Origin of the sequence: Kosakonia sp. SMBL-WEM22 (assembly GCF_014490785.1) — a bacterium.
Taxonomy (GTDB): Bacteria; Pseudomonadota; Gammaproteobacteria; order Enterobacterales; family Enterobacteriaceae; genus Kosakonia.
On record NZ_CP051488.1, the window covers coordinates 2,001,185 to 2,015,470 of the forward strand.

A 14,286-nucleotide genomic window follows, 5' to 3' on the forward strand; every position below is an offset into this window, starting at 1 on the left:
CTGTAATAACATACTTATTGTTTTATATTGCCGCCGACAATGATTAGCGATGCAATAATCACAATTAAGCATAGCAAAGCCGGGAAATTGGCTGATAGTTTTTACCTATTGTTGAATTGTGTAATCACTATCACAGAGACGAAATGAGACGGAAATCCGTCTCATTTTTTTATTACGCTTTGATCAAATCTGGCCACAAGCGCAGGGTGGTGCGGGTAATTTGCAGTAGCTTCTCAACGCTGGCACCTTCGCGTGCGCTAATAGACATCCCCTGCAAGATGCAGCCAAGAAATTGCGCGAGAGCGGTGATATCAACGCCTGTTGGGATCTCGCCCTTCACCCGCCGCTGCGCGAGAAAGTGCTGCAATGTCTCCTCCTGGCGGGCATGACGCGTTTTAATCGTCTTCGCAATCTCCTGCGACGAGGCGGCAAGCGTGGCGGAGGTGTTAATCATAAAGCAGCCCGCTGGCGTATCGGTGCTGGTAAAGCACTTCGCGATAGCTGAAAAATAGTCCAGTAATGCCTGTTCCACGGGCTTCTCTTCACACTCAAGCAACGCTTCATGCTGCCTGGCGAACCGGGCGATATAGCGGTCGAGGACCGCGCGAAACAGCCCCTCTTTATTGGTGAACTCTGCGTAGAGCGTCGGCGCTTTCGCACCGGTGGCTTCTACCAGATCGGAGAGTGATGTGGCTTCATAGCCATGCTGCCAAAATAGCGTCATGGCTTTATCGAGCGCCGCTTCCCTGTCGAACACTTTCGGTCGGCCACGGCTTTTTTTCGTACAACTGCTGACTTCACTGGTCATAGAGCCGCTTCTTGGTTGGTTTGTTGAAGACCCATTATAAAAATAATCCTGGTGAATGACCAGCCGCAAAACCGCACATATTAATAAATCATATGTTTATGAAAATTAAGCACTAATTAAATTAGTTAATGAGCGTTATAAAAAAATATTGACGGGTGATATAGATCACACTTATGATTTAACTATCGATCGTTAACTTAATGCTAACGACCTCCATTCACCTGCATCAGGACAATCATTATGAAAACCATCAACACGCTGTTTACCGCCGCTGTTTTAAGTACTCTCTCATTTGCCAGCTTTGCCGCCGTTGAGGTGCAGTCCGCACCGGCCGGGCAGCAGGAGCTGACCGCCATCGGCGTGACCGGCAGCACCAACCTCGCATCCGTTGAGAAAAAAGTGGCTGAGAAAGCCGAACAGCTGGGCGCGTCCTCTTACCGCATCACCTCCGTGACCGGCTCCGATCGCCTGCACGGTACCGCAGTGCTTTACAAATAAGCTCACCACCCTCGAGCTACGCCACTGCAATAAAAAAGGCCCTGCACAACGTGCAGGGCCTTTTTGTTTATGCGCGGGCGTTACATCGCTTGCATACTCTCTTGCGCATGTTTGGTCACGTCCACCGGCATACCCGAGCGCAGCTCAATAGCCTGTTCCATCACCGCCGCATCGCTTTGCGCATCGGCCTGGAACGCCTTTATCGCCGCATTGAGCGGGATCGGTAGCGTTTTCGGATCGTCATTGATCGATTCGGAAAGCGGCTGATGCACCTCCACCAGCCGCGTGCCGTCTGGCTCAACCGAGGCTTTGATCGGCGTATTGATGATATTGACCGGCGTACCGGGGCTGACCGCAGCAAACAGCGCGGCAATATCGCTATCGCGCAGGCGAATACACCCGGAGCTGACGCGCATTCCGATGCCAAAATCGGCATTGGTGCCGTGCAGCAGGTAAACGCCACCGAAAGCGGCCAGGCGAATCGCATGATGGCCCATCGGGTTATCTGGCCCGGCTGGCATTACCGGCGGCAGATCAATCCCGCGTGCTTTGTAGCGAGCGCGGATATTGGCTGTCGGCGTCCAGGTCGGATTGGCGCGTTTATCGGATACGGTGGTGACCATCGTCGGCGTCAGGGTATCGCCGCCCAGTTGGCCAATGCCGATCGGGTAGATGGTGACTACGTTTTTCCCGGGAGGGTAGTAGTAAAGACGCAGCTCGGCGAGGTTGATAACTATTCCTCTGCGCGGTACATCCGGCAGCAGCGTTTGCAGCGGGATGGTAACAACGCTGCCGGCACGCGGCACGAAGGGGTCGATACCGGGGTTGGCCTGTAACAGTGCCAGGAAGCCAACGTCATACTTTTTGGCGATCGCCTCCAGCGAACCGCCATCGTTCTCGACAATGTGGAAACGGTTTTCGCCTACCAGCTTGCTGCCCGAAGGCGGCAGCGGCCAGGTATTTGCCCGGGCGGGCAAGGCGAAGATAAGCGTAGCGGCGACGGCGAACAGCGTCATCCAGTGAGCGAGGCGCGACATTTTGCACATGATTATAATCCATGTAAATCATAAGGTTATTTCTATAAGACAACTCAATAGGATTATGCTCATCGGGTTCGTCGGGAAACCCTGGTTATTGCAAAGCATTTGTAAATATTACAAAAAAGCATGCGGATGCCGGAACAAAGACAGCCGAACCCTAGGCCGGATAAGGCAACGCCGCCATCCGGCAATAAGGCGGGCAGGAGTTTAACCCTGGCTTCCAAAACATGCCTGATGGCGCTGCGCTTATCAGGCCTACAAAAGCGCACGAACCGTAGGCCGGATAAGGCCACGCCGCCATCCGGCAATAAGGCGGGCAGGGGATTAACCCTGGCTTCCAAAAACATGCCTGATGGCGCTGCGCTTATCAGGCCTACAAAAGCGCACGATCCCGTAGGCCGGATAAGGCCACGCCGCCATCCGGCATAAAGCGGGCAGGGGATTAACCCTGGCTTCCAAAACATGTCTGATGGCGCTGCGCTTATCAGGCCTACAAAAGCGCACGATCCGTAGGCCGGATAAGGCCACGCCGCCATCCGGCAATAAGGCGGGCAGGGGATTAACCCTGGCTTCCAAAACATGTCTGATGGCGCTGCGCTTATCAGGCCTACAAAAGCGCACGAACCGTAGGCCGGATAAGGCCACGCCGCCATCCGGCAATAAGGCGGGCAGGGGATTAACCCTGGCTTCCAAAAACATGCCTGATGGCGCTGCGCTTATCAGGCCTACAAAAGCGCACGATCCCGTAGGCCGGATAAGGCAACGCCGCCATCCGGCAATAAGGCGGGCAGGGGATTAACCCTGGCTTCCAAAAACATGCCTGATGGCGCTGCGCTTATCAGGCCTACAAAAGCGCACGATCCGTAGGCCGGATAAGGCCACGCCGCCATCCGGCAAAACAGCGCGCAGAGGCACTAAAACGCCGTCAGGCGACGGCATTCTCCGCCAGCTGCTGCATAAAGTTGCGCACCCACTCCATGCGGGTTTTCCGCTCGCTCAACTCCTGGAAAAACTTCAGCCGCGTCGGGCCATCCAGGCGGAAGTGCTGCGGCTGCTTCTGCAGAAGCCCAATCAGCCACGCCGGGTTAACGTGATTCTTCTCGTTAAACTCAATCAGGCCGCCTTTATCATTCCCCTCCAGCTTGCGGATCCCCAGCTTCTGCGCCTGCTGGCGCAACATGGCAATATCAAGCAGATTGCGCGCGGCGTCCGGCAGCAGGCCAAAGCGGTCAATCAGCTCCACCTTAATCTCCTCGAGCGCGTTCTCATCTTTCGCGCTGGCGATGCGCTTATAGAACGAGAGGCGCGTATTCACATCAGGAATGAAATCATCCGGCAGCAGGGCAGGCATGCGTAACTCCACCTCCGTTTGCTGGCTGGTAAGATCCTCCAGCGACGGCTCACGCCCCTCTTTCAGGGCATCGACTGCATTCTCCAGCAGCTCCATATAGAGCGAGAAACCGATGGTCTCCATCTGCCCGCTCTGATCCTCGCCGAGCAGTTCGCCCGCGCCGCGGATCTCCAGATCGTGGGTTGCCAGCGCAAAACCAGCGCCCAGATCCTCCAGCGACGCAATCGCCTCAAGGCGTTTTTGCGCATCGGTGGTCATCGCTTTCGGATGCGGTGTCAGCAGCCAGGCGTAGGCCTGGTGGTGCGAACGTCCGACGCGACCGCGTAGCTGGTGCAACTGCGCCAGGCCAAAGTGGTCGGCGCGCTCAATGATGATGGTATTGGCGGTGGGAATATCGATCCCGGTTTCGATAATGGTGGTGCAGACCAGCACGTTGAACCGCTGGTGGTGGAAATCATTCATCACCCGCTCCAGCTCGCGCTCGCGCATCTGGCCGTGACCGATGGCGATACGCGCTTCCGGCACCAGCTCCGCCAGCCGGTCGGCCGCTTTCTGGATGTTCTCCACATCGTTATAGAGGTAGTAAACCTGGCCGCCGCGCAGCACTTCACGCAGGATCGCCTCGCGCACCACCAGGTTGTCATATTCACGAACAAAGGTTTTCACCGCCAGACGACGCGCGGGAGGTGTGGCAATAATCGACAGATCGCGCATGCCGCTCATCGCCATATTCAGCGTGCGCGGGATCGGCGTCGCGGTGAGCGTCAGGATATCAACGTCGGCGCGCATCGCTTTGATACGCTCTTTATGCCGCACGCCGAAACGGTGCTCCTCATCGACGATTAGCAGCCCCAAATCATTCAGTTTCACATCGCTTTGCAGCAACTTATGCGTGCCGATCAGAATGTCGATCTTCCCTTCGGCGGCCTGCTCAAGGATCTGCGCCTGCTCTTTGGCGCTGCGAAAACGCGACAGCATCTCAATGCGCACCGGCCAGTTGGCAAAACGGTCGCGGAAATTATCGAAGTGCTGCTGGGCGAGCAGGGTGGTTGGCACCAGCACCGCCACTTGCTTATTGTTCTCGATAGCGAGGAAGGCGGCGCGCATCGCCACTTCGGTTTTACCGAAGCCGACATCGCCGCACACCAGTCGATCCATCGCCAGCGGCTGGCACATATCGCTCAGTACAGCATTGATCGCCTGCGCCTGATCCGGGGTAGTTTCGAAGGGGAAACCATCGCAAAAGAGCTGGTATTGCTCGCGATCGTGTTTGAAAGCGAAGCCCGATTTTGCCGCGCGTTGGGCGTAGATATCCAGCAGCTCCGCCGCCACGTCGCGCACCTTCTCCGCCGCTTTTTGCCGCGCGCGTGTCCAGGCATCACTGCCCAGTTTATGCAGCGGCGCATTCTCCTCCGCACCACCCGCATAGCGGCTGATGAGATGGAGCGACGAGACCGGAACGTAGAGTTTGGCGTCGTTGGCATAGGTCAGCATCAGGTACTCTGCGGTGATGCCGCCCGCTTCCAGCGTTGTCATCCCGGCATAACGCCCGACGCCGTGCTCAAAGTGCACCACCGGCTGGCCATCATGCAGCTCCGCCAGGTTGCGAATCAGCGTGTCCGGGTTGATGGTACGGCGCGTATCCTGGCGGCGGCGCGCAACGCGCTCGCCCAGCAGATCGCCTTCGCAAATCAGCGCCCGGTTGCGCAGCGTATCAATAAACCCGCGCTCGGCGGCACCGATCATCAGCCACGCGCCCGGCGCGCTGGCATCATCCAGACGCAGCGCGCGTTTTGGCGCAACTTTGATACGCGCCAGCAGTTCGAGCAGCGCTTCGCGACGCCCCTCGCTCTCAACAGAGAAGACCACCGGGCCGCTGAAGGACTCAAGGAACTTACGCAGATTATCCAGCGGCGACTTCTGCTGCGCCTGCACCGAGAGATCCGGCAGGCTCTGATAACCGAGGTTAATCTGGCCCGCTTTATCCGCCACCTGCTCGTTTTTAAGTTGAATGCGCGGCCACTTCTTCAGTTCACTAAACAGCGCATCAACCCGCAGCCAGAGTGCTTCCGGAGGTAACAGCGGGCGCATCGGATCCACGCCGCGGTTCTCATAGCGCGCCTGTGCATCCTGCTGGAAACGCTCGGCGCTGGCTTCCAGATCGCCGGTGTTCACCAGCAGCGTATTCGCCGGGAAGTAGCTGAAGAGCGGCGGCAGCGGCTCGCTAAAAAAGAGCGGCTGCCAATATTCGATCCCGGCGGGCAGGGTGCCTTTGCTCACCTGCTGATAGATATGCTCCGCGTCGCGCTTCACCTCGAACTTATCCCGCCACTGGCTGCGGAAAAGCTCGATGGCGCCCTTATCGGTCGGAAACTCATGGGCTGGAAGCAGGTTAATCGCCTCCACCTCTTCCAGCGTGCGCTGGGTATCGGCATCAAACAGGCGCAGGCTGTCAATCTCGTCATCGAAGAAGTCGAGGCGGTAAGGCTGGCTGCTGCCCATCGGGAAGAGGTCAAGCAGCGCGCCACGAGTGGCATATTCGCCATGCTCCATCACCTGATCGACGTGACGGTAACCGGCGCTATCAAGCTGCGTGCGCAGCTGATCCCGCGACAGACGCTGCCCCTTTTTCATCACCAGCGCGTGACCGTGCAGATAGCTGTGCGGGCAGACGCGCTGCATGAGCGTATTGACTGAGACAATCAGCACGCCGCGCTGCATCGCGGGCAACTGGTAAAGGGTGGAGAGACGGGAAGAGACAATCTCCTGGTGCGGCGAAAAGCTGTCGTAGGGCAGCGTTTCCCAGTCCGCGAGGTTCATCACCAGGTTGTCGGTAAACTGGCCGATCTCATCATGTAAACGCAGCGCGTTTTGCATATCAGGGGCGATAAGCACAACCGGACCGGCGTGTCGTTCAATGATTTCTGCCACTTCGGTGGCGCAGGCCGCGCCGGTAAGTTCGCCAAACTGGCGCTGGTCACCCGCTTTTGACGGCAGGGAATAACGGTATTGTTCAGGCATGGGGATATGAAGATCTCATTATGGATATACCCCCGTTATGGGGGCATATCCTTGATACGCAATACGAGGATTATGTGTGATTACGTGAGTTTAGCCAAGAAATCGCCCTGTCAGCGTGCTGTCGCCGTCGAAAGGTGCTTTGTTGGCGGGGTGAAAAAGAGATCGCCAAACAGCGCGGAGGAGAGTTTGCGCACCATCAGGCCGACCAGCGTACAGATCAGCAGCACCGCCGCCGGATAGACAAGCAGCACAGCCAGTTCAACGGCGGGCGGCCAGACGCCGGCGTTAAGGGGTTTAATCAGCGCCAGGCTAAAACCCTCAACCAGAATTCGGTGCGTGGTGTAGATCGCCAGCGTATTGGAGCCGACCACATTGAGCAGGCTCTTTTCGCTCGGCGGGAAGCGCTTCTCCATCTCCTGGAAGAGGCGCATGATGCCGACAATCGACAGCAGGCAGAGCGGCAGCGGCATATTAAACATCCACAGCCCAAACGCCACCACCACAGCGACGGCAAACAGCAGGGCGTAGCGGCGCAGAGAGACGGTTTTAACAAACTCCATCACCTGCATACCGTACCAGGCCCCGAGGCTGTAGAAGATCATATTGCGCACGACGCTGTTCATTCCCCACCACGGCAGCGGCAGGTAGTTAATCGCCAGGCTCGCCACAATCATCAGTGCCAGCATCGGCACTTTCCAACGGCTGAGCAGTTTACACAGCGTGAAGTAGACCACTAACGCGTAGAGATACCAGAGGCTGGTGGTGGCGGTTAGCATGCCATATAAAAAACCTTGCCAACTACTGGCATAAGCGGCGTTTGACGAGTTACTCAGATCGCGCTCCGGCGCCAGCCAGTCGTTAAGATGGCTTAAGCCCACCCACTGCAACACGCCCCACAGCGCCAGCACATAGACAATGCTCCAGATCCGTTTATCGATAGCGTCTTTCCATGGCACATCATCGATATAGCGGCGGATCAGAAAGCCGGAGATGAAAAAGAAGACCGGCATGCGGAACGGCGCAAGATAGAGATTGAAGTAGATCCAGCACTTGGAGAGGGTTTCTGACCAGGGGTGCTGGAAGACCGAGAGATGTGGATAAAAGGTTATAACCGAGTGGTAAATCACCACCAGGCAAATGCAAAGTCCTTTTATTTGGTTTATCCATAAAGTTTTCTGTTTCATTCGTTTTGTGCCTGTTATTGCCATAATCCCGGCAAAAGATCCTGGCCATACAAACGCTGAATGTAACGGGAAAGAGTCTGGATATATTCATTTTCGGAATAAGTGGAGAGTGAAAAATCGACCGAAAGCTAATTTATCTGCGCGCGACAGGCGGTCTGGCTAAAGTAGCAAATTGATTTTTCGACTTTTTTTGACATTAATCCGATGAATTCTTACGGTATCACGCATTTACGCTCTCACCTTTCGCTTATATACTCCTGACTCTGCTCACAGCAACCAGACGGATTTCATGTATCAGCCTGTCACTCTCTTCATAGGTCTGCGCTATATGCGCGGACGCGCAGCGGACCGCTTTGGCCGCTTTGTCTCCTGGCTGTCAACCATTGGCATCACCCTGGGCGTTATGGCGCTGGTGACGGTGTTATCGGTGATGAACGGCTTCGAACGCGAACTGCAAAACAACATCCTTGGGCTGATGCCTCAGGCGACGTTGACCACCCAGAAAGGCTCGCTCAACCCGCAACAGCTTCCGGCCAGCAGCGTCAAGCTGCAGGGCGTGTCGCGTATTGCGCCGCTGACCACCGGTGATGTGGTGCTGCAGAGTGCGCGCAGCGTCGCCGTTGGCGTAATGCTCGGTATCGATCCGGCGCAGAAAGATCCGCTGACGCCGTTTTTGGTCAACGTGCAGCAAAACCAGCTGCAGGCGGGCAAATACAACATCATTCTCGGCGAACAACTGGCAAGCCAGCTGGGCGTGACCCGCGGCGATCAAATCCGCGTGATGGTGCCCTCCGCCAGCCAGTTCACGCCGATGGGGCGTCTGCCGAGCCAGCGCCTCTTCACCGTGGTCGGCACCTTCGCCGCCAACAGCGAGGTGGACGAGTACCAGATGCTGGTCAATATCGACGACGCCTCGCGCCTGATGCGCTACCCGGCGGGCAATATCACCGGCTGGCGTTTATGGCTCAATGAGCCACTGAAAGTGGATGTGCTCAGCCAGCAAACGCTGCCGGCAGGCACCCAGTGGCATGACTGGCGCGATCGCAAAGGCGAGCTCTTCCAGGCGGTGCGCATGGAGAAGAATATGATGGGGCTGCTGCTGAGCCTGATCGTTGCCGTTGCCGCCTTTAACATCATCACCTCGCTTGGCCTGATGGTGATGGAGAAGCAGGGCGAGGTCGCCATTCTGCAAACCCAGGGCTTAACGCCGCGCCAGATCATGGCGGTGTTTATGGTGCAGGGGGCCAGCGCCGGGATTATCGGTGCGCTGCTTGGTGCCGGGCTGGGCGCACTGCTGGCAAGCCAGTTAAATAATTTAATGCCGATTATCGGCGCGCTGCTCGACGGCGCCGCGCTGCCCGTGGCGATCGATCCGCTGCAGGTCGTAGGCATTGCGCTGGTGGCGATGGCCATCGCGTTACTTTCGACGCTTTACCCTTCCTGGCGCGCTGCCGCCACTCAACCCGCTGAGGCTTTACGTTATGAATAAGATCCTGTTGCAATGCGACAACCTGTGCAAACGCTATCAGGAAGGCAGCGTGCAGACCGATGTGCTGCACAATGTCAGCTTCAGCATGGCGGAAGGGGAGCTGATGGCGATTGTCGGCAGCTCCGGCTCCGGGAAAAGTACGCTGCTGCACCTGCTCGGCGGGCTGGATACGCCAACCTCCGGCGATGTCATCTTTGGCGACCGCCCGATGAGCAAACTCTCCTCAACCGCGAAGGCCGAACTGCGCAACCGGGAGCTGGGTTTTATCTACCAGTTTCACCACCTGCTGCCGGACTTTACCGCGCTGGAAAACGTGGCGATGCCGCTGCTGATCGGCAAGAAAAAACCGGCCGAGATCGACTCCCGCGCCCGCGAAATGCTGCGCGCCGTTGGCCTTGAGCACCGCGCCAGCCATCGCCCCCCTGAGCTCTCCGGCGGCGAGCGTCAGCGCGTCGCTATTGCCCGCGCGCTGGTTAACAACCCGCGTCTGGTGCTGGCGGATGAGCCGACCGGCAACCTCGACGCCCGCAACGCCGACAGTATCTTTGAACTGCTCGGCGAGTTGAACCGTGCCCAGGGCACCGCTTTCCTGGTGGTCACTCACGATCTGCACCTGGCGAAGCGCATGAACCGCCAGTTGGAGATGCGCGATGGCCATCTGAAGACCGAACTGACCCTAATGGGGGCTGAGTAATGGCATCCCCGCTGTCATTATTAATCGGCCTGCGCTTTAGCCGCGGCCGCCGCCGTAGCGGCATGGTGTCGCTGATCTCGGTTATCTCCACCGTCGGCATTGCGCTCGGTGTAGCCGTGTTGATTGTCGGCCTTAGCGCAATGAACGGCTTTGAACGTGAGCTGAACAACCGCATTCTGGCGGTAGTGCCGCACGGTGAAATCGAGCCGGTCAATCAGCCGTGGAACGGCTGGGAAACGGTGCTGGGCAAGGTGCAGAAAGTGCCGGGTATTGCCGCTGCCGCGCCCTATATCAACTTTACCGGGCTGGTGGAGAGCGGGGCGAACCTGCGCGCCATCCAGGTGAAAGGCGTTGATCCAGCGCAGGAGATGCAGCTGAGTGCGCTGCCGAAGTTTGTGCAGGGCGATGCGTGGAAAGGCTTTAGCGCCGGCTCCCAGCAGATCATCCTTGGCAAAGGGGTGGCAGACGCGCTGAAAGTGAAGCAGGGCGACTGGGTCTCGATCATGATCCCTAACTCCGACGATGCGCATAAATTGTTGCAGCCGAAACGTGTGCGCCTGCATGTCACCGGTATTCTGCAACTGAGCGGCCAGCTCGATCACAACTACGCGATGATCCCGCTGGCAGATGCGCAGCACTATCTCGATATGGGCAGCAGCGTCACCGGCATCGCCATTAAAGTGAACGACGTGTTCAACGCCCAAAAGCTGGTGCGCGACGCGGGCGAAGTGACCAACAGTTATGTCTATATCAAAAGCTGGATCGGCAAATATGGCTACATGTACCGCGATATCCAGATGATCCGCGCCATTATGTATCTGGCGATGGTGCTGGTGATTGGCGTCGCCTGCTTCAACATCGTCTCGACGCTGGTGATGGCGGTGAAAGATAAGAGCGGCGATATCGCCGTGCTGCGTACGCTGGGGGCGAAAGATGGCTTGATCCGGGCGATTTTCGTCTGGTACGGTCTGCTGGCGGGGCTGTTTGGCAGCCTCTGCGGTGCGGTGATTGGCGTCATTGTTTCGTTACAGCTGACGCCGATTATCAACGGTATTGAGAAGCTTATTGGCCATCAGTTCCTGTCGGGGGACATCTACTTTATCGACTTCCTGCCGTCGGAACTCCATCCGCTGGATGTGGTGTACGTGCTGGTCACGGCGTTGCTGTTGAGCCTGCTGGCGAGCTGGTATCCGGCGCGTCGCGCAAGCAACATCGATCCGGCAAGGGTGCTGAGCGGGCAGTAATCCCGCGGGTAACGGCGCCACAACGAAGGAGTGGCAATGCACTACGGGTTTGATATTGGCGGCAGTAAAATCGCGCTCGGCCTCTTTGACGCCGGGCGGCGGTTACAGTGGGAGACGCGTATTGCCACGCCCCATCAAAGCTACGACGCCTTTCTGCAGGCTATCGCCGCGCTGGTGGCGGAAGCCGACCGCCGCAGCGGCGTGAAGGGCAGCGTCGGCATTGGCATTCCGGGCGTGCCGGAAACCGCCGACGGCACGCTCTATGCCGCCAATTTGCCCGCCGCCAGCGGGCAGGCGCTGCGCCGCGATCTCACTCATCTGCTCGATCGCGACGTGCGTATCGATAACGATGCCAACTGTTTTACCCTTTCAGAGGCCTGGGATGAGGAGTTCTGCCGCTATCCGCTGGTGATGGGGTTAATTCTCGGCACCGGCGTCGGCGGCGGGCTGGTGTTTAACGGCAAATCCATCCCCGGGCGGCGCTTTATCACCGGCGAGTTTGGCCATATCCGTCTGCCCGTCGATGCACTCACCCTGATGGGTTTTGATTTCCCGCTTCTGCGCTGCGGCTGCGGCAATATCGGCTGTATTGAGAACTATCTCTCCGGCCGCGGTTTTGCGTGGCTCTACCAACACTTCTATCATCAGACTCTGACAGCGCCGGAAATTATCGCGCGCTGGGAGCAGGGCGAGGCAAACGCGCGGGCGCACGTTGAGCGCTACGTCGAGTTGCTGGCACTCTGCCTGGGGAATATTTTGACGATTATCGACCCGGATCTGATCGTGATTGGCGGCGGATTATCCCACTTCAGCGCGCTGACCCGGCTGTTGCCGGATCGCATCACGCCGCACCTTTTACCGGCCGGCGACGTTCCCCGAATCGAACGCGCGCGCCACGGCGACGCGGGCGGTATGCGCGGCGCGGCCTTCCTTCACCTTGCAGACCACTCCTGAGAGGATGCCCATGCAATCGCGACGTTCACATCGTCTCAGCCGTTTTCGCCGCAACAAGCGCCGCCTGCGCGAGCGCTTACGCCAGCGAATCTTTTTCCGCGACATAATGGTGCATGACGTAATGGAAAAACCAAGAGTAGTTGTCTTAACCGGGGCGGGGATCTCCGCTGAATCCGGTATTCGAACCTTCCGCGCCGCGGATGGCCTTTGGGAAGAGCATCATGTGGAAGATGTGGCGACGCCGGAAGGCTTCGCCCGTAATCCGCAGCTGGTGCAGCGCTTCTATAATGATCGCCGCCGCCAGCTACAGCAGCCGGAGATCGCGCCGAACGCCGCCCATCTGGCGCTGGCGAAGCTGGAAGAGGCGCTGGGCGATCGCTTTTTGCTGATCACGCAGAATATCGACAACCTGCACGCGCGCGCGGGCAATCAGCACATTATCCATATGCATGGCGAGCTGTTGAAGGTGCGCTGTTCGCAGAGCGGGCAAGTGCTGGAGTGGACCGGCGACGTCACCGAAGAGGATAAGTGCCACTGCTGCCAGTTCCCCGCGCCGCTGCGCCCCCACGTGGTGTGGTTTGGTGAAATGCCGCTCGGCATGGATGAGATCTACAGCGCGCTGGCGATGGCGGATCTCTTTATCGCCATCGGCACCTCCGGGCATGTCTATCCCGCCGCCGGGTTTGTCCATGAGGCGAAGCTGCACGGCGCACATACTGTTGAACTCAACCTCGAACCGAGCCAGGTCGGCAGCGAGTTTGAAGAGAAGCAGTATGGCCTCGCCAGTGACGTTGTTCCGGCATACGTCGACAAGCTGCTGAAAGGGCTCTAAGCGCCGCGCCCGGTCGCGCAAGGTTGACCGGGCGGCTATGTTGTAATAATGTAAAAATTCTTATGAATTCGCTCGTTACGGAGCAAATGTCCCAATCTACGCTACGCTTTGCCAATACGACACCGCAGAGATTAGCGCCCAGGCTGCGCGGAGTTTTTTACGCACTCCGGCGAGCGCAGCAGGCTAACCGCTGCCCTCACGCTCTGACTTATTTACCCGGCCATCGCTTCAAGGATAACGAGGGACAGCCACGATGAATCTCAACCACGACGCCCAATTGCAGACTTTACGCGACGCGCTGCAACAACGTCTCGATCAGCTGTTACCCGCCGGTGCGCAGCAGGATCAGATCTATTGCGCAATGCGCGAAGGCACCCTGGTGGCGGGCAAGCGCGTCCGCCCGCTGCTGCTGCTGCTTGCCGCAGACGATCTCGGCTGCGAGGTTGACCAGCGCGGGCTGCTCGATCTCGCCTGTGCCGTCGAAATGGTGCACGCCGCCTCGCTGATGCTGGACGATATCCCCTGTATGGATAACGCCGCGCTGCGCCGTGGGCGACCAACTATCCACCGCCAGTATGGTGAAAATGTCGCCATTCTCGCCGCCGTTGCGCTGCTGAGCCGCGCCTTTGGCGTGGTGGCAGAGGCGCAGGGTTTATCGCCCGCCTGTAAATCGGCGGCGGTGGCGGAACTCTCCACCGCCGTTGGGCTCCACGGGTTGGTGCAGGGGCAGTTCCTCGATCTGCATGAGGGCGACAAGGCGCGCAGCCCGGAAGCTATCCAACTGACCAATGAGTTAAAAACCAGCCGCTTATTTGATGCCACGCTGCAGATGGCAGCGATTGCCGCTGAGGCTCCGCCGCAAGTGCGTGAGCGGCTGCGCTCTTTTGCCCTCGATCTCGGACAAGCTTTTCAACTGATGGACGATCTCACCGACGGGCTGAACGGCACCGGTAAAGATCTCAATAAAGATGATGGCAAATCGACGTTGGTGGCGATGCTGGGCGCAGAAGTTGTGCATCAGCGCCTGAGCGAGCATCTGCGTAGCGCCGATGAACACCTTGCCACCGCCTGCCCGCGCGGGGTTTCGACGCGCCGCTTTATGCGCGCCTGGTTCGATAAACAGATGACGCTGTTTGGCGAGAGCCGGGCGACGACGCTGCCGGGGTGCTAG

General features: G+C 58.2%; 11 protein-coding genes. 7 read left to right on the top strand and 4 right to left on the bottom strand.

Going from position 1 to position 14,286, the window contains the following annotated elements; all coding sequences use genetic code 11:
* Positions 1-172: 172 nt before the first annotated feature.
* Entirely contained in the window at positions 173-808 is a 636-nt protein-coding gene (locus HF650_RS09450; RefSeq protein WP_187802127.1) for a TetR/AcrR family transcriptional regulator, read from the bottom strand.
* 240 nt (positions 809-1,048) lie between these two features.
* Here HF650_RS09450 and HF650_RS09455 point away from each other — a divergent pair, with 240 nt between their 5' ends.
* The gene (locus HF650_RS09455) at positions 1,049-1,306 is read left to right on the top strand and encodes a YdgH/BhsA/McbA-like domain containing protein (protein WP_042715368.1); all 258 of its coding nucleotides are present in this window, start codon (positions 1,049-1,051) and stop codon (positions 1,304-1,306) included.
* An 80-nt stretch (positions 1,307-1,386) separates the two neighbouring features.
* Here HF650_RS09455 and HF650_RS09460 read toward each other — a convergent pair whose 3' ends face one another.
* From HF650_RS09460 to HF650_RS09470, 3 genes are all read right to left on the bottom strand, one after another.
* Positions 1,387-2,352, bottom strand: a complete 966-nt coding sequence (locus HF650_RS09460) for a L,D-transpeptidase family protein (protein ID WP_187802128.1) — start codon at positions 2,350-2,352, stop codon at positions 1,387-1,389.
* A 919-nt stretch (positions 2,353-3,271) separates the two neighbouring features.
* Positions 3,272-6,718, bottom strand: a complete 3,447-nt coding sequence (gene mfd, locus HF650_RS09465) for a transcription-repair coupling factor (RefSeq protein ID WP_187802129.1) — start codon at positions 6,716-6,718, stop codon at positions 3,272-3,274.
* A 110-nt stretch (positions 6,719-6,828) separates the two neighbouring features.
* The gene (locus tag HF650_RS09470; RefSeq protein ID WP_187802130.1) at positions 6,829-7,902 is read right to left on the bottom strand and encodes an acyltransferase family protein; all 1,074 of its coding nucleotides are present in this window, start codon (positions 7,900-7,902) and stop codon (positions 6,829-6,831) included.
* A 289-nt stretch (positions 7,903-8,191) separates the two neighbouring features.
* Between HF650_RS09470 and lolC the strand changes: the two genes are divergently transcribed.
* The 6 genes from lolC to HF650_RS09500 all read left to right on the top strand — a co-directional run bounded on the left by lolC (position 8,192) and on the right by HF650_RS09500 (position 14,286).
* Positions 8,192-9,391 (top strand): lipoprotein-releasing ABC transporter permease subunit LolC, encoded by a 1,200-nt coding sequence (gene lolC / locus HF650_RS09475; protein WP_187802131.1) that lies wholly within the window; start codon positions 8,192-8,194, stop codon positions 9,389-9,391.
* Positions 9,384-10,085: a lipoprotein-releasing ABC transporter ATP-binding protein LolD gene (gene lolD / locus HF650_RS09480; protein ID WP_187802132.1), complete on the top strand. Its 702-nt coding sequence runs from the start codon at positions 9,384-9,386 to the stop codon at positions 10,083-10,085. The genes lolC and lolD overlap by 8 nt, the downstream gene beginning before the upstream one ends.
* Positions 10,085-11,329: a lipoprotein-releasing ABC transporter permease subunit LolE gene (lolE, locus tag HF650_RS09485; protein ID WP_187802133.1), complete on the top strand. Its 1,245-nt coding sequence runs from the start codon at positions 10,085-10,087 to the stop codon at positions 11,327-11,329. The genes lolD and lolE overlap by 1 nt, the downstream gene beginning before the upstream one ends.
* Positions 11,330-11,365: 36 nt before the next feature.
* Positions 11,366-12,283: an N-acetylglucosamine kinase gene (nagK, locus tag HF650_RS09490; protein WP_187802134.1), complete on the top strand. Its 918-nt coding sequence runs from the start codon at positions 11,366-11,368 to the stop codon at positions 12,281-12,283.
* 10 nt (positions 12,284-12,293) lie between these two features.
* A complete protein-coding gene (gene cobB, locus HF650_RS09495; RefSeq protein WP_187802135.1) occupies positions 12,294-13,115 on the top strand; it encodes a Sir2 family NAD+-dependent deacetylase in 822 nt (273 codons plus the stop codon).
* A 253-nt stretch (positions 13,116-13,368) separates the two neighbouring features.
* A complete protein-coding gene (locus HF650_RS09500; protein WP_187802136.1) occupies positions 13,369-14,286 on the top strand; it encodes a polyprenyl synthetase family protein in 918 nt (305 codons plus the stop codon).